At 39.7% G+C, this 23,059-nt stretch carries 11 protein-coding genes; 8 read left to right on the top strand and 3 right to left on the bottom strand.

What is annotated here, in order from left to right; all coding sequences use genetic code 11:
* Nucleotides 1-23: 23 nt before the first annotated feature.
* Both HFD85_RS08550 and HFD85_RS08545 read right to left on the bottom strand, forming a co-directional pair.
* Complete coding sequence (locus HFD85_RS08550; protein ID WP_167607725.1) at nucleotides 24-893, bottom strand: universal stress protein; 870 nt, start codon at nucleotides 891-893, stop codon at nucleotides 24-26.
* A gap of 36 nt (nucleotides 894-929) precedes the next feature.
* Nucleotides 930-1,676: a hypothetical protein gene (locus HFD85_RS08545; protein WP_167607722.1), complete on the bottom strand. Its 747-nt coding sequence runs from the start codon at nucleotides 1,674-1,676 to the stop codon at nucleotides 930-932.
* 654 nt (nucleotides 1,677-2,330) lie between these two features.
* Between HFD85_RS08545 and HFD85_RS08540 the strand changes: the two genes are divergently transcribed.
* Together HFD85_RS08540 and HFD85_RS08535 are read left to right on the top strand one after the other, a co-directional pair.
* Nucleotides 2,331-5,879, top strand: a complete 3,549-nt coding sequence (locus HFD85_RS08540; protein ID WP_167607719.1) for a family 78 glycoside hydrolase catalytic domain — start codon at nucleotides 2,331-2,333, stop codon at nucleotides 5,877-5,879.
* A 514-nt stretch (nucleotides 5,880-6,393) separates the two neighbouring features.
* Entirely contained in the window at nucleotides 6,394-7,866 is a 1,473-nt protein-coding gene (locus tag HFD85_RS08535; RefSeq protein ID WP_167607716.1) for a sulfatase family protein, read from the top strand.
* Nucleotides 7,867-8,194: 328 nt separating this feature from the next.
* Here HFD85_RS08535 and HFD85_RS08530 read toward each other — a convergent pair whose 3' ends face one another.
* Nucleotides 8,195-9,112 (bottom strand): AraC family transcriptional regulator, encoded by a 918-nt coding sequence (locus HFD85_RS08530; RefSeq protein WP_167607714.1) that lies wholly within the window; start codon nucleotides 9,110-9,112, stop codon nucleotides 8,195-8,197.
* 266 nt (nucleotides 9,113-9,378) lie between these two features.
* On the opposite strand from HFD85_RS08530, the gene HFD85_RS08525 reads away from it, so the two are divergent.
* The 6 genes from HFD85_RS08525 (at nucleotide 9,379) to HFD85_RS08500 (ending at nucleotide 23,056) form a co-directional block, all read left to right on the top strand.
* Nucleotides 9,379-12,510, top strand: a complete 3,132-nt coding sequence (locus tag HFD85_RS08525; protein ID WP_167607711.1) for a SusC/RagA family TonB-linked outer membrane protein — start codon at nucleotides 9,379-9,381, stop codon at nucleotides 12,508-12,510.
* 11 nt (nucleotides 12,511-12,521) lie between these two features.
* Nucleotides 12,522-14,003, top strand: coding sequence for a RagB/SusD family nutrient uptake outer membrane protein (locus HFD85_RS08520; protein WP_167607707.1), 1,482 nt, complete (start codon nucleotides 12,522-12,524; stop codon nucleotides 14,001-14,003).
* 328 nt (nucleotides 14,004-14,331) lie between these two features.
* Complete coding sequence (locus HFD85_RS08515; protein ID WP_167607704.1) at nucleotides 14,332-17,181, top strand: sugar-binding domain-containing protein; 2,850 nt, start codon at nucleotides 14,332-14,334, stop codon at nucleotides 17,179-17,181.
* A 70-nt stretch (nucleotides 17,182-17,251) separates the two neighbouring features.
* A complete protein-coding gene (locus HFD85_RS08510; RefSeq protein WP_167607701.1) occupies nucleotides 17,252-20,068 on the top strand; it encodes a glycoside hydrolase family 2 protein in 2,817 nt (938 codons plus the stop codon).
* Nucleotides 20,069-20,104: 36 nt separating this feature from the next.
* Nucleotides 20,105-22,042: a glycoside hydrolase family 30 protein gene (locus HFD85_RS08505; RefSeq protein ID WP_167607698.1), complete on the top strand. Its 1,938-nt coding sequence runs from the start codon at nucleotides 20,105-20,107 to the stop codon at nucleotides 22,040-22,042.
* Between the two features lie 12 nt (nucleotides 22,043-22,054).
* A complete protein-coding gene (locus HFD85_RS08500; RefSeq protein ID WP_167607696.1) occupies nucleotides 22,055-23,056 on the top strand; it encodes a beta-propeller domain-containing protein in 1,002 nt (333 codons plus the stop codon).
* Nucleotides 23,057-23,059 lie beyond the last annotated feature (3 nt).

Here is a 23,059-nt window from a genome sequence, read left to right as displayed (position 1 = left end):
ATTACTGATAATTTTTACATGTCTTAAAGAAAAAGCGAGTCGACCGGGTTTGGGGTATAGTTGACAGTAAACACGGGAAACTTACACCCATGCACTATTTCTGAAGCAAATCTACCAATGCTGGTATTTGAGAATACTGATTCCTGATGTGTTCTAATTATTACCAGCTCAGGTTTTTCTTTTGTTATATAGTTTAAAACAACCTGATGTGTTTCCTTATCATATGCCTTAAGGATTTTTATATCACAATCAATATTGTGCTCCCCAAGCAAGAACCGGATTTTTTCTGCATTCTTTAAAGCCAGGCTTTGAGCTTCGTTTATATTTGCCTTAAGTGCTGATAAAATAGTGATTTTTGCATTGTGCTTTTGGGCTAAAAAGGTGGCCCATAACAGTCTTTTCTTGGTTGACTGGGTAATATCAATCGGAATGGCAATATTTTTAATATTGGGAACGCCAAAGTCTTTATTTACGGTTAATACCGGGCATTTCGACAACGTAACCAGTTTATCTATTTCTTCTTTTTCCAAGGCTCCCGGATAATTTCCACCGCTTTTATCTACTAACAGAAATTCAAGACTATCCGTTTTTGATTTTTCCAATAAAACATTTACCGGATCACCGGCCCGCACCGAAAGAAGAACATTGTCCGGTATTTCATTCCCAATAACCTTTTTGACAAAGCTAGTAAGCTCATCTTTGGCATTTTTTATGGCTATTTCTGTTTCTTCAGGTTGAAAATTTCGCTCAAAAAAACCAGGCTCTTTTATTACATTTAAAACAACAAGCTTTACTTCCAAAGTGCGCTGCAGGTACAACGCTTCTTTTAAAACTGTCTCTCCTTCTTTATTTGGCGGAATTAATGCCAAAATGCTGTATTCTTTCCTTTCCATTGCTAGTGTTTTATTCTTATTTCATTTATAGCAGGGCTAATCATTTTCAATTACTATTAAATCTCTGTTCGAACGATTTAGGTAATTATTAATTCCCTTACATTTTGTTTTACTATGAACCGTATTGAATGAAATATCAATACCGTCAAAGTAGTTGTGATAGTATGCTTGTAATTCCTCTGGTACTTTTTCAGTTTGAATTGGTAGTACAATGAGTACTTCAAGCTTTGATTGTGTCTTTTTACATAACTCAAGAAGCTGCCTGCACAGCTGATTCGAAGGTTTTTTTTCTGGATTTCCTACAAACAATATTTTTTTTGAAGTTTCATCTTCGAAAGTTTCGGGCAGAATAAATAGGGGATTCCTAACGGTTTCAATTATTTTTTCCAGACATCCGTTTTGTCTTTTGCACGAATCCTCAAAAGAGTTGTGTGTAGATAAAACTAGGTTATCCTGCTCGTTAATTATTGGTTTATAATTTAAAACCGAATTAAGTTCGCCTTCAATAGAAAGGGTATTTATATTCTGCTTTTCAATTTTAAATTGTTTTAATAATCTGTTTCTTAAAATTCGTAATTCGTTTTTTGTTATTTTTTTGAGGTGATGGCTAAGTTTACGCATCATTAGGTGCCCCCAGCCCGGATTTTGATAGGTTTGTAAAATTGTTATCGGTGTTTTTTCTTTATAAAGAAATTGCATGGCAAAAGAAGTAGCGTGCCAACTTCCATCTGAAAAATCTGCTAATATTACGATTGAAGGATGATTATTTAATCTTGCACTCATTTCCACAATTGTTTTGTTTCGTACAAAATTACATTCTGAAAACAGTAATATCTTCAGGTGAAAACCTACTTTGTATGAGGATAAAATCTAACAAAAGGTAGGGACATCCCTACCTTTTGTTAGACTTCGCATCAGTTAATCTGAGCAGCAGCATGATAACCTCTCAGTTAGAAAAATGGAGAGCTCACCGGATTGGTCCATTTACAATGCTTTTTATGGTGTTTTTTGACTTTTGAATCTGACGGAATTAAGGGATTGTAATTCCATTCGTTTAGTATATCTATATCAGTTGCTTACTGAGGTTTTGCATTTCTATTTCACCGTTTAGCTAACATTTATTTTATACCAGATATCATTCGACAATCTTCAGTTAAAGTTAAGAGACACTTTTTATATATCAAGCCTAGAAAGGCCTTCGTAAGTTCCAAAGCATAATCGTCCCGAAGTATTCTTTTTAAGCACTCTTAAAATTCTATTTACCATTTTATTATTCGAAGGTGTATTAAACGAAATTTGTTTTATTAATTTACAGACAGAATTCAATGACAGCCATATTGACGTGATAGGGAACGGGGTATCTTTACCAGGTGAGGTGTTGACCTGGAGATTTAAGCAATACAATGGATAAAATTTTGGCTGATAAAAATCAAAAAAATGAATAGAGAACTAATTAGAACCGCTCTACTTTTACTTTTTCTTTTTAAAGTACATTTCTTATGTGGTGCACAGCCTCAATATAGAGAAGGAGATCATCCGTTACAGAAGCCCAATATCATTTTTATACTAACCGACGACCAGCGCTGGAGTGCTTTGGGTTATGCCGGGAATAAGCTTGCCACAACTCCCGAAATGGATAAGTTGGCAGAATCAGGCGCATATTTCAGAAATGCAATTGTTACAACCCCGATTTGTTCGGCAAGTCGTTCGAGTATTTTTACCGGCCTGCACGAGCGCACCCATAAATATACTTTTCAAACCGGCGATATTCGCAGTGAGTTTATGGAAACCTCTTACCCAAAGATTTTAAAGCAGGCTGGGTATTATACCGGTTTTTATGGAAAATTTGGTGTTAAGTACAGCGACAAAGACAAGCTATTTGATGAGTTTGAAGATTATGACCGGGCCACTCAGTACAAAGATTACCGGGGTTACTACTATAAAACGCTAAACGGAGACACGGTTCATCTGACTCGCTATACAGGTCAGAAAGGACTCGACTTTTTAGACAGCGTACCATCCGACAGACCTTTTTCATTGTCTTTATGTTTTAGTGCACCGCATACGCATGACGGTGCCCCGTTGCAGTATTTCTGGCAGGAAGAGCCTGACAAGCTTTATCAAAACATGGATATGCCCGAACCTGAGCTGGCCGATGATAAGTATTTTAATGCATTACCCCAGATTGTGCGGGATGGATTTAACCGCCTGCGCTGGCACTGGCGAAATGATACCCCTGAAAAATACCAGCATAGTACAAAAGGGTATTACAGAATGATTTACGGAGTGGATCTGGAGATCTCCAAAATCAGAAAGAAACTGGAAGAAAAAGGCTTAGATAAAAATACTGTGATTATTCTGATGGGAGATAACGGCTTTTTTCTTGGAGAACGTCAAATCTCGGGGAAATGGCTGATGTATGATAACTCCGTTCGGGTTCCTTTGATTGTTTACGATCCGCGGGTAAAACGACACAGAGACATCAATGATATGGCATTGAACATTGATGTTCCCGCAACGATTGCTGATTTGGCGGGAGTGGAGGCTCCCAACGCCTGGCAGGGAAAAAGTTTAATGCCTTTGGTCACCGGAAAAGAAGAATCAATCGGACGTGACACCATTCTGATCGAACATCTTTGGGAGTTTGAAAATATTCCTCCCAGCGAGGGTGTTCGAACCAACGAATGGAAATACCTGCGTTACATAAACGACAAATCGTTGGAAGAGTTGTACAATTTAAAGGATGACCCAAAAGAAATAAACAACCTTGCCGGTAATCCGAAATACGAAAAAGTTCTTCTGGAGTTCAGGGCTAAAAACGACGAATTGGGCAGGCGATATGCCGATCCTTACTCTGGAATTCCTTCGGGATTAACCGTTGAATTGATTCGGGAACCTTCAAAGACTTTGATTAACGACAGCAAACCCGAGTTTGGCTGGATTGTGCCACAGGAAGCAGGAATTCAAAAGGCCTATCAGGTTTTGGTTTCTTCGAGCAAGGAATTAGCAAATAAGAACATAGGCGATGTATGGAACAGTGGGCAGGTACGCAGTAATAAATCGGTTAATATTGAGCTGGATAGCGAAGCGCTTAAGCCAAATACCACCTACTTTTGGAAAGTACGCATTTTTGACAAAGACAATCGTCTTTCGGAATATTCGGCGGTTCAGGAATTTAAAACCGGTTCGTTTAAAGGAAAGAGTACGTCACAAAATTTCTTTCAGATAGAACATATAAAACCTGCCGAATACAGAAAAAATACTGATGGCAGTTATTTTCTCGATTTTGGGAAAGCTGCATTTGGTACGCTCGAAATCAATTATCAACCTGAAAAAGCAGAAACATTGACTATTCGTTTGGGTGAAAAACTGTTGGAGGATAAAATTGACCAAAACCCGGGAGGGACAATTCGTTATCAGCAAGTACAATTGAAAGTTACTCCGGAGAAAACGAATTATATCGTGGAATTAATCCCCGATGAACGCAATACCAACGAATTTGCGGTAGCTTTGCCCGATTCATTTCCTGTAATAATGCCTTTCAGGTATGTTGAAATCGAAGGGGTGGAAGATACTTTCGAACCGGATAAGGTCAACCAGCTGGCCTACTTTAATTACTTCGATTATTCCACAAGCTCGTTTCTGAGTTCCAATCCAATTTTGAACCAGGTTTGGGATTTGTGTAAGTATTCGATGAAAGCAACCACATTTGCAGGATATTATGTGGATGGAGACCGCGAACGCATTCCGTATGAAGCTGATGCCTATTTAAACCAGCTTAGCCACTATTCGGTAGATAATGAATATGCGATAGCACGAAAAACCATTGAATACTTTTTTGAAAATAAACCCACCTGGCCAACCGAATGGCAGTTGCATGTTGCCATGATGATGTACCAGGATTATATGTATACCGGTAATACCGAATTAATTGAACTTTATTACGAGCGTTTGAAAGCCAAAACACTGATGGCGCTTGAAGTAGAGGATGGGTTTATTAGTAGTAAGTCGCCCAACCACAACGGACAGTTTTTGTTAAGCCTTGGTTTTCCTGATAGCACGAAGTTTTTGACTGATATCGTTGATTGGCCACCGGAATCGAACAATTTTGGCGGTAAAGGAGGCTATCAAAAAGGTGAACGCGACGGGTATGTATTTGAACGCATCAACACAGTGGTCAATGGTTTTTATTATCATAATATGAAAATTATGGCAGAATTTGCTGCCGTTTTAAATAAGCCGGATGAAGCACTCGATTTTGAATACAGAGCAGCAAGGGTTAAAAAGTCGATTAACGAGCAGCTATTCAACGAGGAAAAAGGATATTACGTGGATGGAGTGGGAACCGACCATGCTTCGTTGCATGCCAATATGATTTTGCTTGCCTTTGATGTTGTGCCCGAATCGCGAATGAAAAGTGCAGTAGAGTTTGTGAAATCGAGAGGGATGGCGTGCAGTGTTTATGGAGCCCAGTATTTAATGGAGGCCCTTTACAATGCCGGAGAAGATGAATATGCGTTGGATTTAATGACTGCTACAAATGATCGTAGTTGGTACAATATGATAAAAATTGGTTCTACCATTACGCTCGAAGCCTGGGACATGAAGTATAAAACCAATGCTGACTGGAACCATGCATGGGGAGCCGCACCCGCAAATATAATTCCGCGCGGTATGTGGGGGATTCGCCCTGTTACTCCCGGATTTGGATCGGTTGAAATTAAACCTCAAATGGGTAATCTGAAAAGCTGTTCCATTACATTGCCAACAATTAGGGGGCAAATTAAAGGCGAATTTAAAAAAGTCAACAATCGTTTAACTTTATATTCCATTGACTTACCGGCAAATATGGTTGGTGATTTTCGTGTTAATCTGTCGTCTGAAGATGTTCTCACAGTAAATGGTGAAACCTTAAATCCTGTTTTCGGGTCAGTGCGATTGAATCCCGGAAAAAATGAGATAGAGATTCAGGTGAATTCGTTTTAAATGAGTCATACACTGGTGAAACAACAACATTTACTTTTCCTGGCAAGCCGGGATAAAAATTCCCAAACGACTGGAGTATTCACCAGGATCTGAATCGAGTGTTGTTGAACTAAAAGCCACAAAATAAACAAGGATAAAAACCGATGATATTATTGGGTGGAAAGGTAGAATTTCAAAAAATCTAAAAGAAGAAAACGATGAAACGAGTATGTTTAATTCATAGCGATTACCATGATTTTTAAAGCGGAAAAATCGCTTTCTTCACAATGTTTGTTTAATGTATTGGGGCGCACCGAAAAGGAGGAAATGATACCCATTGGTTAATACGTAAGCCGATATGATAATATTGATAAGTTAACTAATTAATCTTAACAATATAATGGATGAAAAAGGAAGGTTCTCTGCCAGTTCGCCAATGAAAACTGGACAGATGGCCGACACTAATGCCGGGCAGACAGTTAAGACTGTTGAAAATAGAACGGATTGAAATCGAATTTAAATAAAGAAATTACCGATGATGAGAAAAGAACTTTATAAAACCTTATTCCTTTTTGTAATAGTAAGTGCAAGCATTTCTTGTCAAAAACAAAAGCCCAATGTGATTTTTATTCTCACCGACCAGTGGCGTGCATCGGCATTGGGTTACGCCGGCGATAAAATTGTTCAAACTCCGTATCTCGATAAATTTTCGAAAGAGGCCGTGAACTTTAATAATGCTGTTTCTGTAACTCCTGTTTGTACACCTTACCGTGCTTCCTTAATGACTGGTCGTTATCCGTCGTCAACCGGAATGTTTATTAACGACCTTTATTTGCCATCGGAAGAACTTTGTTTTGCTGAAATTTTTAATGAAGCAGGATACAATACAGCATATCTGGGTAAGTGGCACCTCGACGGCCATGGAAGAGGGAGTAATGTAGCCCCCGAGCGTCGCCAGGGATGGACATTCTGGAAAGGATCGGAATGTGACCATGACTACAACAATGAACATTATTTTGATAATGAGGACTCGGTTAAAACGCATTGGGAAGGCTACTCAACTTATGCCATTGCAAATGAAGCCAATATGTTTATGGAAGACCATGTTAACGATGACAAACCTTTCTGTTTGTTTGTTTCAATTGCTACACCTCATTTTCCACATCAGACAGCCCCTGAAGAATACAAGGCACTATACACGCCTGATAAATTACAACTGCCTCCAAATGTTCCTGAAAACCAGAAAGAAAAAGCATTAACCGAGTTGCAGGGATATTATGCACACTGCACAGCAACCGATAAGGCAATTGGCGAAATAATCAACAAAATAAAAGAACTGGGAATTTATAACAATTCGATTATTGTTTTTACTTCTGACCATGGCGAGATGATGGGAGGGCATGATTTTCGACCTTATATGAAACACCAGCCCTTTTCCGAGTCAGCTAATGTACCGTTTTTGGTGTCGTACCCCAATATGGGAAATGCTGCCGGAAAACTTGCTGAGGCCGCTATCACCACACCTGATATTTTGCCTTCGTTGCTTTCAATGTGCAACATAAAAATACCTGAAACCATTGAGGGTTACGATTTGTCGTACATCTTCAAATCACCCGAAAAAGATACGGAACGGGCAGCCTTGTACATGAATTTAAGCCCTTTTGGAATTGCCTTTCCTTTTGATGAATACCGTGCGGTTCGAACCAATCGATACACTTATGTGAAAACACCTCAAGGGGCATCGATGCTGTTCGATGACAAAAACGATTTTTCCCAGATGAACAATTTGTTGAATAGGCCCGAATATGCCGATGTACAACAAAAACTGGACGAGCAACTTCAGGATGAACTAGAACGCATTGGAGAAGAAGAAATTCACAGCCGTGAATTCTACCTGAAAAAATTTGGTTACTATGGCCTAAAAGAATTCCGATCGGATTATCATATTGCAAAAACAAGTGGAGTGGAATCGGTCGTTTCGCCGAACAAAGTCATCAAAATAAAATAGTAATTAGTTTCTAAATCAAATTAAGTCAGCTTATTTGTTGAAATTTAAGTATTGGGAGCAGACTAATTTTAATTAGTTTACAACAGCAATGTCACTTCGTTTGAATTGTTTCATTTGCAACAACGAAAGCGTATAGTGGCAATCCGGTTGTAACAATCGAAACACCAGAAAGGACCGGGACAATTTAACGGGAAGGTTCGGGAAAGATATTGAATAGGGAAAGTTAGAAATCGTCTCATTGAAAGAGAGAATATCACATCTGAAACACAGAAGCAAAAGATTAAAGTTTTACCAAATAATCATATTTGCTGACTAAACAAAAAAGAAATTAAGACTGGGGATTAATTGTTTTTACAAAGGTTCCGGGACTAGAGCCTATATGTTTCGAGAAAATGCGTGTAAAGTAATAAGGATCACTATAGCCTAATTTAAAGGCAACTTCCTTTATTTTCAAGGATTGGTTTGTCAATAAACGAATGGCTTCCTGCAATTTAAGGTTGATGAAATAGTCAAGAGGAGATGAGCCTGTTTTATTTCTGAAGATTTTTGAAAAGTGTGACTCAGAAAGTTCCACATGTGATGCAATTTCCTTGATCGTTAAAAATTTATTTAAGTTTTTTTGCATGTATATAATGGCTTGATCTACTTTGTTCGGATTATGATAACCTTTTACCAATCTATATGTTTCAATGTAAAAGAAAGATGCCAATAAACTATTCAAACACATATTGGCATAATTAATATTTTCAGCCGAAAAACCCGATTCGAGTGCGGTGAGAATTTCGTTAAATAAACTTAATCGGTCGTCTATTCTTGAACGGTTCGATTGTTCTATTTGTATCACCTTATCAAAAAATATCTCAAAATAGCGGCTTTTTTTACCTCCGAAATGCAACCAGTAAATAGACCAGGGGAAATCATCCGAAGACCAGTATTTATGGATCTCGTGAGCACGAATAATAAAAAAAGAGTTCGGCTTCAATTCAAAAATTGTATCTGAAACCTGAATTGATCCCGATCCATCAATACAATAAATTAAAATGTGCTCATTGATGCCTTTCTTTCTTCTCCGGAAATGGTTCTTCGCGTTGGGATAAAAACCAATATCACTAATATACAGACCATTTATTAATGGATTGCTTTTGATTGATTCAAGTTGCTTTTTTGATAATACAATACTTCTGTCGCCATAAAAACTATCCTTTTTACCTAATTCCGGTTTCGTGCTAATTTTATGTTCTTTCATTTTTGAAAAAAATAGAAATATCAATAAATGCTGCAATCTTAAACGATTTTCCTAATTTAATTATAGCCTATAATTGTACCAAAAGTACTGATTTATTTAATAATAAGAATGCTTTGATAGTGTCCATTATTTTCATATAGTATATTTTACAATAATCGGATTGTCCAAAATTAAACATTATTGTCCATTCTTTTTACGTATTGCATACACTATTTTTGAATTGTGCTAAACCGTTTTAGTTATGAATTAATTTAAATCCTATGCTTATGACAAATGAATTGAGGAACTGCATTTATAATGCTAGTTTTAAACCTATTTGGGTTTTTATGTTACTTCTTTTTCTGGCAGGTGCAAAATTTACAAATGCATCATCACCAGTCAAGGAAAATGATGTGATTGTTTCGCAGCAAGATGTGAGAATTAGCGGAACGATTACGGATGAATCAGGAGAACCACTTCCCGGAGTAACGGTATTGGTTAAAGGTACTTCAACTGGTGTCGTTTCAGATTATAGTGGTAAGTACGCTATTGCAAATGTTCCGGCAAACGCTACTCTAGTGGTTTCTTATGTTGGGATGGTTACTCAGGAAATAGTTGTAGGAAACCAAACAACGATTGATGTAGTAATGGTTACCGATGCCATTGGGCTAGAAGAAGTGGTTGCCATTGGTTATGGTACCGTGAAAAAGTCGGATCTCACTGGTGCTGTTGGGGTCATTAAAACAGAATCGCTTGATCAGGAATTGAATACTAATGTGGCCAATGCCATTCAGGGTAAACTCGCCGGAGTGACTGTGGAAAACATGGGAGGCGCACCTGGTGCTTCAATGAAGATACAAATCAGAGGTGCCGGGTCTTTGACCAACAATGATCCATTAGTTCTGATTGATAATTTCCCTGGGAATTTAAATAATGTTAATCCATCTGAAATTCAATCTATTCAGGTATTAAAAGATGCTTCTGCAGCGGCAATATACGGTACACGAGCTGCAAACGGCGTTATATTAATCGAAACAAAAAGTGGTTCAGTCGGTGCTACCAAAATATCAGTTACTGCAGATTATGGAGTTCAGAGTCTAAGTAAAAAAATGGATGTGCTGACCACCGATGAATGGATTAAGGTAAATAATGCAGCCCGCGCTGCTGCCGGTCAACAACCTGCGGCAATTGCACTAAATCCCGAGGTGCCGGGAAAAGGAGTGGACTGGCAGGATGAGATATACAGAAATGCTCCTGTACAAAATTATCAGGTAAGTATGAGTGGAGGTAAAAATGATTTAAAATTTAATACTTCATTCGGCTATCTGGATCAAGAAGGTATTGCACAGTCAACTGGTTATCAAAAAATGAATCTTAGAATGAAATCCGAATTGAAAAAGGGAAAGTTTACTTTTGGTGAAAGTCTGATTCTGGTAAAAGATTTTTATGATCAGGCAGGTTCAACCGGAGGTGGAAGAGGAGATGCGCTTTTCGAAGCATTATTGTTTATTCCTGCCTTCAATATTTATGCCCCTGAAAATGTTGGTGGGTATAATGGTCCATCCGGTGACGTTATGAATATTGGTAACCCATTGGCCGGCTTGCACCTGGTAGAAAGTGAGACTGAAAATTACAGGGCAAATTTAAATACTTTTGCACGTTTTGAATTTACAGAACATCTTAATTTTGAAACTCGGGTTGGTGCATCAGCACACTTACATTACACATATAACTATAAGCCTGTATACGATCAGGAAGTAGCCAATTCAAATCCGATCAATGATTTAAGTGAATCAAATCAAATGAACAAGTTTTGGCAAATCGAGAATATTTTGTCATACAACAGATCGTTTGGGAATCATTCAATTAACGCAATACTTGGCCAATCATCGCAAAGTTGGAAAAGCAGAACAGTTGGTGGATCTATCGAAGAGTTGCCGGAAGGTATTAAGGTTTTATCTGCCGGAAGCCTTAATCCGGGATCAAGTGGGAGTGAATATCAAAATAATCTGATATCCTATTTTGGAAGAGCAGTATATGCGTTTCAAGACAGATATAGTGTGACTGCTACTTTCAGGAGAGATGGTTCTTCACGGTTTAGTCCGCAAAATCAATGGGCCAACTTCCCATCTGTGGCCGCAGCGTGGAATGTAGGGAACGAATCTTTTTTTCAAGACCTTAATACGCCAATAACGGAACTCAAGATCAGAGCAAGCTACGGGGTTTTAGGTAACCAGAACATTGGTGATTATCAATATCTCGGATTAATAAGTTCAGGACGTAATTATGTTGTGGGCGATCCGGAAAGTTTATGGATTGGTAATACGCAATTGAATTATCCTGCCGTTGATATTAAATGGGAGACTACTGCTACAAGTAATATAGGATTGGATGTAGGTTTTAACAGTGGGAAAACTAACCTTACTTTTGACTATTTTAACAAGATTACTTCCGATTTGTTACTCCAGGTACCTATACCATTATCAACAGGTGTAAATTCGTATCCTTATGGGAATGCAGGTGAAATTTCAAATAAAGGATTTGAATTAGCTCTAAATCATAGTGGAACAATTGGCAGTGAAGTAAAATATTCTATAGGAGCAACACTTTCGCACATTAAAAATAATGTTGAAAGTCTGGCAACTGGTTCTCAGCAATTAGCAGGAGGATCTGCAGTTCATCACGATGCTGCCGTTACGTACACAAAGCAAGGATATCCAATGTATTCTTTCTTCTTAATTCAGACTGACGGACTGTTTAGAAGTACAGCAGATGTTCAGGCTCACAGTAAAGATGGAGAGTTGATACAACCCAATGCCGTACCAGGTGATATTCGTTTCATTGATGCAAACGACGATGGTAAAATCGACACTGAAGACAGAGTGTATAGTGGGTCACCTTTCCCAGATATTGATTATGGTTTAAGACTTGCCTTAGATTGGCGGAACTTTGATTTTTCTGCCTTCTTGCAGGGAACTCAGGGAAACAAAATATTTAACGGTATCAGGGCCTATCAGGATGCAGTTCGAATCAATATCAATTATTCTAAAGCCACTTTGGATTCGTATACATTTAATCCAGATTCTGATTTTCCGCGCCTGGATTTGGTAGATCCAAATGGAAATGGGGAATCTTATAGTGATCGTTTTTTGGAAGATGGTTCTTACCTGAGGTTAAAAGATGTTCAATTGGGATATACTTTTACACAAAACTCATTTGTGAATAAACTTTCGCCCAATGCTAATTTAAGGGTATATGTTGGTGCTCAAAACCTTTTAACCATTACAAACTATTCGGGATATAATCCTGATATTGCAGGTGGTGGAAGAGCTGGTAGTGGTCTTGGAGCAAGAGGAATTGATTACTCTGTGTATCCGCTAAACAGATCGTATCATATTGGACTTCAGTTTAACTTCTAAAATTTAACAAGATGAAAAATAAAATTTTTATATTAATTGTTTTAACAATTTTCTTAGGAGCATGCACCGAAGACTTTTTAGAACTCGAAAACCCTAACTTACTTACTCAATCGTCTTTTTGGAAAACCGAGGCAGACCTGGAGTCAGGGGTTGCTGCTATATATGCTAACCTTGGTGGAGCATGGAATAATACATACTGGGATCAGGCAGGTATACATACAAGAGCGGGAAGAACAGAGAATTTTATAATGCGAACTGATGTTGCTGCCAGATACCGGATTTGTCGTTTTTTAAATGAACCAGCCAATGGTGCCAGTACAGCTTTGTACAGAGGCGCCTACAGAAGTATTTTCTATTGTAATCAGGCCATACACTATGGAGAATTAATGGAAGATATTGATGCAACCGCAAAAAAAGAGCTTATTGCAGAAGCCAAGTTTTTAAGAGGTTTGTTTTATTCTTATTTGGTAAGCGATTTTGGAGCTATTCCACTTATTACGGATATAGCTGAAAGTTCAGATGATTATTTTGTTGCCAAATCAAGTATGGAGGAAGTTTGGCAACAAGTATTTTTAGATTGGAATGCTGCAAAGGCAGATTTGCCCATTTCTTACTCTAATGATAAAAAAGGAAGGGCAACTAAGGGAACAGTAATTGCTTTTCTTGGAAGAGCTTATTTGTACCGGGGTGAATTTGACAAAGTGATCACTGAATTATCTGAACTTGTAAACAACGAAAGCAAATACGGTTATGGTTTATTGGATAACTATCAAGATTTGTTTGATGGAAGCCATGAAAACAGCATTGAATCGGTATTTGCCATACAGTTTGGTTTACCTGAACTTGGATTACACACTGTTATTGGCCAGGAAAATGGACCTGCTAATGTTGGCTGGTGGGAACTTATGCCTACAAAAACATTGTTGGATGCATTAACCATGGAAAAAGCGGCTGATGGAGATTTTGATCCTAGGGCAACGGCTTCGTTGGCATGGAATTATCCTGGCTGTGTTTTTTATCAGAGAAATTTCCTTGATGAATGGAACGAAGATGATATTTGGATTAAAAAATATCAGCGCTACTGGTTGGAAAACGAAGGCAATTGGCGTTCGTCCGTTGATGAATATGCTATGCGTTATGCCGATGTTTTGCTTATGTATGCTGAAGCTTTAACCATGACAAATAAAGTGTCACAGGCAGTTCCATTTGTTACCAGGATTAGGGACAGAGCGAAATTGGCTGATAAAACATCCGAAATGATGGGATGGTCACAGCAGCAGATGATGGAAGAAATTATGCACCAGCGTAATGTGGAGTTCAACCGCGAAGGACTTCGCTGGTATGATCTGAGACGTTGGGGGATAACGGAAGAAGTAATTAAGGCTGGTAAGGCGCTTGGCTGGGAGAATTTTTCTTCAAAACATTTGTATTATCCAATTCCAGAAGCAGAACTGGATAACAATCCAGCAATGACACAGAATGATCCCTGGTAACAGAGAACAATACAGTATATTAATAGGGTGTACTTTTTCCAGATTAGGATACTTTGTTAATATACCAACCTAATTAGAACCGTAGATTATTAGATTTTCATAGATTTTAGTTTGGTTAGATTAATTGGGGATCATGGATCATACTTTCATGGTCCCTTTCTTTTTAATCATGAAAGAGATTTTCATAACTCTTTTCTAAACTCAAAATGTAAATTAAATCCAATAAATAATTTCGAATTTCTATGTTTTCTATCAGAATGGACTTATCATCTGGCATAGATAGATATTTATTAGAGCTGCAAAATATTTAACTTTTAGAACTAATTCAATGAAACCTAAATTATTACCATTCCTTTTTATCCTGTTAATTATTACTATTTCAGGTTGTACACAACAAGATCAGTCAACAATTGATCTTTCCGGCCAATGGCGGTTTCAAATGGATCCGCAAGATAAAGGAATAGCTGAAAAATGGTATAACGAAAATTTAAACGAGCTTGTTTCTTTGCCGGGTTCCATGGTTGAAAACGGTAAAGGTTACGATATAAGTGTTGATACAAAGTGGACGGGAGGAATTCGAGACAGAGAATGGTATAATAATCCAAACTATAAACCATACGTCGATACCAGTATCATAAGGTTTCCTTATTGGCTTCAACCCCTTAAAAAATATACTGGCGCCGCATGGTATTTGAAGAAAGTTGATTTGCCTCAGGAGTGGTTAGGTAAAACCGTACAACTCGTATTGGAACGTCCGCATTGGGAGTCTACAGTCTGGATTAATGGAAATGAAGTGGAGACCCATAACAGTCTTGCGGTTCCTCATGTTTTTGATATTTCATCTTACCTGAAAACTGGTACGAATACAATTGCAGTTCGAATTGATAATCGGTTGGATAAAGTAGATCCAGGCAGAGATTCGCACAGTGTATCAGACCATACCCAGTCAAATTGGAATGGAATTGTTGGCGATATGAAATTGCAGGCTACCGATAGGATTTCATTTAAAAACATTAAAGTTTTTCCTGACCCGGAAAATAAAGAAATTGAGATTATTGCAGTTGTCGATAATTTCCTTGATGAAAAAAGAGATGTCAAAATTAGTGCTGAAGCAATACTGAGAAATACAGGAGGAAAAACAAAAAAAACGAGTTGGGAGTTTAGCCTTGAACCGGGAGAGAACACTGTTAAAATGGCTTATCAATTAGGACCAGATGCATTGTTGTGGGATGAATTTAATCCAAACGTATATCAGCTTTCCTTAGCTTTGAAGTCAGAGAAGGAACAGGACATTGATTATGTTGATTTTGGCCTTCGGAAAGTTTATGTCAAAGACAAAAAATTTATTGTAAACGGCCGTCCGATATTTTTACGCGGAACGCTGGAGTGTGCAATATTCCCCAAAACAGGTTACCCTCCAACTGATCATAAAGGATGGGAAAAGGTTTTTAAAGCAGTAAAAGCGCATGGTTTAAATCATGTGCGTTTCCATTCATGGTGTCCACCCGAAGCAGCTTTTCAGGTAGCCGACAGCATGGGGATTTATTTTCAAGTAGAGTGTTCGTCATGGGCAAACGGTAGCACCCGGATAGGCAGTGGCCTACCCATCGATCAATATGTTTGGGACGAAAGCAAACGCATAGTTGACGCCTATGGAAACCATCCGTCATTCCTGATGATGGCTTATGGAAATGAACCGGGTGGCCCAAAACACCAAGAATATTTGGCAAAATTTGTTTCTTACTGGAAAGAAAAAGACAAAAGGCGTGTATATACTGCTGGTGCAGGTTGGCCTGCACTTCCTGAAAATGAATATCAAAATGAACATACGCACAAAGGAAAGGGTGTGAGAATTCAGGGTTGGGGAGAAGGACTGAAAAGCATAATAAACAGTCAGCCTCCCCGCAGTGATTACGACTTTGATGAAGCCATTCAGGATCTTGATGTTCCGATGGTGAGCCATGAAATCGGACAATGGTGTGTTTATCCTAATTTCAAGGAGATACCTAAATACGATGGTGTATTGAAACCCAAGAATTTTGAAATATTCAGGGAAAGTCTTGAGGCTCATGGTATGCTTCAGTTGGCCGATAGTTTTTTGCTGGCTTCAGGAAAATTACAGGCACTCTGTTATAAGGCAGATATTGAAGCTGCCCTTCGAACGAAAGGTTTTGGCGGCTTCCAGTTGCTTGATCTTCATGACTTCCCGGGGCAGGGAACAGCTTTGGTTGGAGTACTTGATCCGTTTTGGGAAGAAAAGGGATATATTACTCCCGAAGAATACAGCCGGTTTTGTAATGAAACCGTTCCGCTGGCTCGTTTCAAAAAGCGGATTTTTACCAGTGATGAGGCTATTGACGTAGAATTGGAAATAGCACATTTTGGACCCAAAGAGCTTTCGGGAGTAACAACTTCGTGGAAGATTTTTAACAATGACGGTAAGGTCGTAAAAGAAGGAACGCTCATGCCTGTTGATTTGAATTGGGGAAACGGTATTCCATTGGGCTCAATCAGTGAAAATATTGTGGTTGAAAAAGCATCGAAATTCCGGTTGGAAGTTGAAGTCGCTGATTTCAAAAACGGTTGGGACCTTTGGGTTTATCCATCAGAACTACCAAAAACATATGATGATATATTGATCGTACGAAAACTGGATAAAAAGGCAATTACGGCTTTGCAGGAGGGGAAGAATGTTTTACTGACCATTGAAAAAGGGAGCATTAAAGAAGGTAAAGGGGGAGAAGTTGGAATAGGATTTTCCAGTATTTTTTGGAACACGGCATGGACTGGCGAACAGAAACCTCATACACTTGGAATTTTGTGCGATCCTGAACACCCTGCATTGGCCGAATTTCCAACAGAGTATTATTCAAACTGGCAATGGTGGGACGCTATGAGCCATTCAAATGCAGTTAATATTGAAGGTTTTTCATCTACAGTAACACCAATTGTCCGGGTAATTGATGATTGGGTAACCAACAGAAACCTTGCCTTGCTTTTTGAAGCTAAAGTTGGAAAGGGAAAGTTGCTTTTTTCTGGTATCGACCTGCAATCAGATTTGGAGACCAGACCGGAAGCACGCCAGCTTCTGTATAGTCTGAAAAGCCATATGTCCGGAGATGGTTTTAATCCGCAAGTTTCTTTGAGTATCGATGAAATCAAAAGTCTCTTAAAATAGCTAAGTGATTGAGCCTGAGAGGTTAGGCTCAGTTTCATTTTTTGCTAAAAAACTATACAATATCAAAAAAATGAAAAATATAATTTTATTAGCCTTGTTGGCATTGGCTCTGTTCTCGTGCTCAACTCGGGAAAAATCTTCAGAAATTGATATGGCAGGAGAGTGGCGGTTTGCCCTAGACTCTGCAGATGCCGGTATTACAGAGAAATGGTTTTCCAAACATCTCGAAGATACGCTTCATTTACCCGGCAGTTGCCTAGAGCAGGGGTTTGGAGAAATTCCTTCGATGGAATCCAAATGGACAGTTGGCAAGGGATATGCTGAAAAAATTGAAAAGATACCACATTTTAAACCCTACATGGAAAAGGATGGTGAATTCCGTCATCCTTTTTGGTGGACACCCGATCGCGTTTATCAGGGGGCCGGATGGTACCAGCGCGATGTAACCATTCCCGAAAACTGGAAAGATCAAAAGATTGTGCTGAACCTGGAACGGGTACATTGGGAATCGAAACTTTGGATTGATGACCAATATGTTGGAATGGAAAATGGAATGGGTGTTCAGCATGAATATGACCTCTCGAAATATTTAACACCCGGAAAACATAAGATTTCTTTATGCGTGGACAACCGCATTAAAGATGTGAATATTGGTCCCGATGGCCATGCCATTTCGGATCAAACCCAAAGCAACTGGCACGGAATTGTTGGGAAAATAAATCTTACTGCAGCACCCCCGGTTGGCATTGACCATATTCGCGTTGATGCACGCGACTATATAGATAAGGTTGCCCTGGTTCAGTTTACCGTTCGGAACAAGACTGATAAACCTGCAAAAGTGAAAATAGACTATTCAGCAGCAACAACATTCGGTGAAAAATACAAGGCTCCCGACCAGTCGATAACAGAAACCATAGCTGCCGGGACAATAAAGGTTGTTGAAGCGAAATATTCATTAGGGGAGAATGCACCTCTATGGAATGAATTCGATCCGGCAATCTTCACCATTAATGCGAAACTTAAAACGGAGAATTTTACAGACAATCAATCCACAACCTTTGGTATTCGTACCATAGAAGCAAAGGGTAATCATTTATTGGTAAACGGGCGCAAAATCTTTTTACGAGGCACACTCGATTGCTGTATTTTTCCAAACACAGGTTACCCCCCAACTGACAAAGAATCATGGGATAGAATATTTAAAATCGTCAAAGAACATGGATTGAATCACGTTCGCTACCACTCCTGGACACCACCCAAAGCGGCCTATGAAGCCGCCGACGAAGCCGGAGTTTACCTTCAACCCGAATTTGTTATGTGGATTCGTTTTGGGGAAGGCCAACCAATCGATCAGTGGATTATTGACGAGGCAGACCGCACATTTAAATACTATGGCAACCATCCTTGTTTTGCACTATTTTCAATTGGCAATGAAAATAGTAACGGTGGCATGGAGTATATGGATTCTACGATCCAAAGATTCCAGCGTATAGATCCCCGTCGTTTGTATCTGGATAATACCCGCGATAACTTTAGTGAGTATTGCGACTTCAACATCAAAGGCCAAAAATTTCTATATCGAAAAACATATGGAGTTTGCTCAAACAATACGGATTATGACCGTAACGATTTTTTCTCGCAGCAAAATCGACCTGAAATAACGCACGAAGATGGCCAGTGGTCATCCTGGCCGAATATGGGAACTCTTAATAAGTACAAGGGAAGCCTTCATCCGTATTACCTGAAAATTTACCGTGATTTGATGAAAGAAGCAGGCGTTTGGGAACGCTATGACGATTACTATATGGCCAGTGGAAAGTTACAAACGCTACTTTACAAAGCTACTGTAGAAACTGCATTAAAGGCACCCGATCATTCAGGTGTTCAGTTACTTGATCTGCGCGATTTCCCGGGGCAGGGCTTTGCGCCGGTGGGCATTTTGGATCCATTTTGGGATTCAAAAGGATATTGTACTCCTGAAGAATACCGTTCTTTTTGTGATGAAACGGTACCTCTGGCAAGGTTTAAATCTTACGTTTGGAATTCCGATCAAACTTTTCAATCAACGGTTGTTGTCGCAAATTATGGCCCTGCTGATCTGAAGTCACAAAAAGTTAATTGGCAGTTAACGGATGCCACCGGAAAGGTAATTGGAGACGGCCAGTTTACGCATGATCTTCCAACAGGTACAGTAACGGAGGTAGGTTTAATCCAATTACCATTGGCTCCCGTTGAAAATGCGTCACAGGTCAAACTTGAGCTCGTTTTACCCGGTACACGCTTTAAAAATCATTGGCCTTTGTGGATTTATCCGTCACAAAACAAGCCTGAACCAACCAATGTTCTGGTAACAAATAAGCTTGACAATGCAGCCAAAGAAGCGTTAAAAAGAGGAGGTTCTGTTCTTCTGGCTCTTCCAGCCAGCTCAATTAGTTGCAACACAAATGGAGCTTTTGCACCAATTTTTTGGACGAAAGTGATGTTTATGACCGCCCCTGTGCATACCGTTGGTACTTATTGCCAGGCCGACCATCCTGTTTTCGATGAGTTTCCAACCGAAAATTTTGCCGATTGGCAATGGTACGATTTGCTGGAGAACTCAAAGCCAATGATTATGAAAGAGCTACCCGGTGAATTACGACCAATGATTGAACCGATTGACGACTGGAACAAACCGCGGAAGTTGGGTTCTCTTTTTGAGGCCAAAGTTGGCAACGGGAAGCTGCTGGTTTGTTCGATTGACATTTCGGAGAACCTGGAAGAACGTCCCGCAGCCCGACAATTTCGCCAGAGTTTGCTGTCTTACATGAGCTCAGAAAAATTCGACCCCGCAGTTTCAGTTGAACTAAATAATCTGGAACAAGCCATCAAGTATGTTGAAAATTAAGTTCAGATTAAACCTTTTGAAAATAAATTATTTAGAATGAAAAAATATGTATTCAGTCTCGTGGTAATGTTCTTCTTTGTTTCGGCAGTGGAAGGGCAAAAAACGATTTCTTTAAGTGCAGATGACTCAGGAAGAGTTTTTGAGGGAATCGGTGCTGTCAGTGCCGGGGCTTCTACCCGGAATCTTTTTGACTATCCTGAAAAGCAACGTTCTGAAGTACTCGATTTTCTATTCAAACCAAAATTTGGAGCTGGGTTTCAGCACCTCAAAGTTGAAATTGGCAGTGGTGAAAATTCCACCTGTGGAAGTGAACCTTCGCATGCAATCACACGCGAGGAATTGCTCGATCCGAAACCTCGGGGTTACGAATTCTGGTTTATGGCCGAAGCAAGGAAGCGAAACCCGGAGATCATACTTGATTGTCTTCCCTGGGCTTATCCCGGTTGGATTGGAGATCGGTTTTCGCAGGAGTCGGCCGATTGGTTTGTCGCTTTTTTGGAAGTAGCCAGAAAATACTATGGTTTGGAGATTGACTGGATTGCAGCCGCTCAAAACGAAATGGGAAGCGATCTGAACTGGATTGCCAAAAACCTGCGTCCAACATTGGATGCACATGGTTTCGCAAAAGTAAAAATCCAGGCACCGGACGATGACAGTGAGTTCTGGCAGGTGTTTGATGAGTTTGAGAAGCATCCTGAATATGATAGTTTGATTGATGCTGTTGGCTACCATTATGTGGATGGTCGCGAACCCTGGGAGATCGATCAAAAAGGAGGTCGCGATGCAACAGAAAAAGCAAAACAATCGGGCAAACCACTTTGGGCTAGTGAGGAATGGAGCCAGTCGGGTGAAGAATGGGGTGGTAAAGGAGCCCTTTATCTTGCACGACTCATGAACAAACTTTATACTCGAGACCGGATCACTAAATACGAGATTTGGAGTCCGTTTGATGGCATTTATAACCAGATTATATGGGCCAATACCGGAGCCTTGCAGGCCGACTCACCATGGGATGGACACTATACTGTTTGGCCAGCTGTTTGGGCGCTGGCTCACACAACACAGTTTGCGGAGCCGGGTTGGGTTTATATGGATGGAGCCTGCGGACAATTTGATCCGGCTACCTGGCAGGGAAGCCATGTGGCTTTACGTAATCCGGATACGGGAGATTGGTCGGTTATAATGGTAACTGGTGAAAAACAGAAAGTAAAGTTAGCTATTGGAGAAGGACTGAAAACTGGAACTGTTTATGTTTGGAAATCAACAGAAACGGACCAGTTTGTTAAGCAAAAATCATCGACGTTGAAAAATGGTTCTGTTGAAATTGAAATGGAAGCAGATGCGATTTATACGCTAACGAGCACCACCGGACAAGTAAAAGGATCATACGGAAATTTACCGGAAAGCAAACCATTCCCATTCCCTTACACTGAGGATTTTGAAAGTTATTCCTACGGCGAAACTCCGCGTTATTTCTCCGATCAGAAAGGTACGTTCGAGACCTGCCTGTCTCCCAAAGGTGGACGTTGCCTGACCCAGATAGTACCTGAACAGGGTATTTTATGGTACAGCAACTGGTTATTAAAACCACACTCACTTTTTGGTGATCTCAATTGGACAGATTATGCCATTGAAAGCGATATTTTACTCACGGGTGGCGATGTTGAAATTGGCGGTCGTTACGCCGATCGCAATAAGTTGGGTTTTCGCTGGATCCTTACAAGCGACGGACGCTGGCAACTGAACTGGCAATACACTACGCTTGCTTCAGGACAAATTGAGAAATTCAAGCCTGCAGACTGGCACCATCTCCGACTGGAAATGAAAGGCAATCAAATTACAGGCCTTATTGATGGCAAAAAACTGGCATCTGTTACAACTGAATCGGGTATGAAGGGAATGGCATTTATTGCGGCCACCTACGATCGTAATTTGTTTGATAATATAAAAGTGGAACCTCTGGTTACAGAATAACATAAATTCAAAATGAAAAAAATTGAAAGAATAAATAGTAATGTGGTACTGTTTTTACTGTGCCTCGTAAATATGGGTTTTTGGCCACAAACCGAAACCGTAGCCCAAAATGTTCCGAATCAGATTCCTCCAATCGATTTTTTGTATGCCGGAGAGGCACCGTTCCAAAATATTTATATCCTAAAGAACGGAGAGATCACCTGGCAATATAATGGACCTACCGATGAGGGCTACCTGGGAGAAGTTAGTGATGCCGTTTTGATGACCACTGGGAACATCCTTTTTTCTTATCAGAAGGGTATTGCATTGATGTCGCCCCAAAAAGAAATACTCTGGCAGTATAAAACCCCCGAGAATTGTGAAACACATTCGGCGCAACCCATTGGCGAAAAATATGTGGTGTTTGTACAAAATGGTAATCCGGCCAAAGTAATTGTAATGGACATTAAGGCAAACAAGGAAGTGCATAGCTTTGAGGTTCCGGTTAAAAATCCGTCGAATGTACACGGGCACTTCCGTCATGCGAGGTTAACCAAACAGGGCACTTATCTGCTTGCACACATGGATTTGGGAAAAGTGTGTGAATATGATGTAAACGGCAAGGTCCTTTTTTCGTTTGATGCCCCTGGAGTATGGGGAGTTGAACCCATGAAAAACGGTAATATGATGCTTTGTGGCGGAAAATTGGGGATAAAAGAAGTGAATAAAAAAGGCCAGGTGCTTTGGAGCATGAGTGTTGACGAGTTGAATGAGAAAGGACTGGAATGGCCGGTTTTAGCCATTTGCCGTCCGAACGGAAACCTAATGGTTACAAGCTGGACAAATACTTTTAATGGCCCGCCGGTAGATCGGGCAAATCCTCCTGTTCAGGCCATCGAAATAACCCGTGAAAAACAGTTGGTGTGGAAGCTGAGCTCCTGGAATGAACCTGCTGACCTTGGGCCTGCAACAACCATCCAGGTTTTAAGTGATAAGGGAATTTCTGAAAAAGTAAGTTTCGGGAAATACAAATAATTT

It is taken from the genome of Maribellus sediminis, from assembly GCF_011799805.1.
Lineage (GTDB): Bacteria > Bacteroidota > Bacteroidia > Bacteroidales > Prolixibacteraceae > Draconibacterium > Draconibacterium sediminis_A.
This window is presented reverse-complemented; position numbering and strand designations above follow the sequence as displayed.

Excerpts from the sequence above, each read along its gene's own strand:
- HFD85_RS08550 (WP_167607725.1), bottom strand. The coding sequence starts at position 893 with ATGGAAAGGAAAGAATACAGCATTTTGGCATTAATTCCGCCAAATAAA.
- HFD85_RS08545 (WP_167607722.1), bottom strand. The coding sequence starts at position 1,676 with ATGAGTGCAAGATTAAATAATCATCCTTCAATCGTAATATTAGCAGAT.
- HFD85_RS08540 (WP_167607719.1), top strand. The coding sequence starts at position 2,331 with ATGAATAGAGAACTAATTAGAACCGCTCTACTTTTACTTTTTCTTTTT.
- HFD85_RS08535 (WP_167607716.1), top strand. The coding sequence starts at position 6,394 with ATGATGAGAAAAGAACTTTATAAAACCTTATTCCTTTTTGTAATAGTA.
- HFD85_RS08530 (WP_167607714.1), bottom strand. The coding sequence starts at position 9,112 with ATGAAAGAACATAAAATTAGCACGAAACCGGAATTAGGTAAAAAGGAT.
- HFD85_RS08525 (WP_167607711.1), top strand. The coding sequence starts at position 9,379 with ATGACAAATGAATTGAGGAACTGCATTTATAATGCTAGTTTTAAACCT.
- HFD85_RS08520 (WP_167607707.1), top strand. The coding sequence starts at position 12,522 with ATGAAAAATAAAATTTTTATATTAATTGTTTTAACAATTTTCTTAGGA.
- HFD85_RS08515 (WP_167607704.1), top strand. The coding sequence starts at position 14,332 with ATGAAACCTAAATTATTACCATTCCTTTTTATCCTGTTAATTATTACT.
- HFD85_RS08510 (WP_167607701.1), top strand. The coding sequence starts at position 17,252 with ATGAAAAATATAATTTTATTAGCCTTGTTGGCATTGGCTCTGTTCTCG.
- HFD85_RS08505 (WP_167607698.1), top strand. The coding sequence starts at position 20,105 with ATGAAAAAATATGTATTCAGTCTCGTGGTAATGTTCTTCTTTGTTTCG.
- HFD85_RS08500 (WP_167607696.1), top strand. The coding sequence starts at position 22,055 with ATGAAAAAAATTGAAAGAATAAATAGTAATGTGGTACTGTTTTTACTG.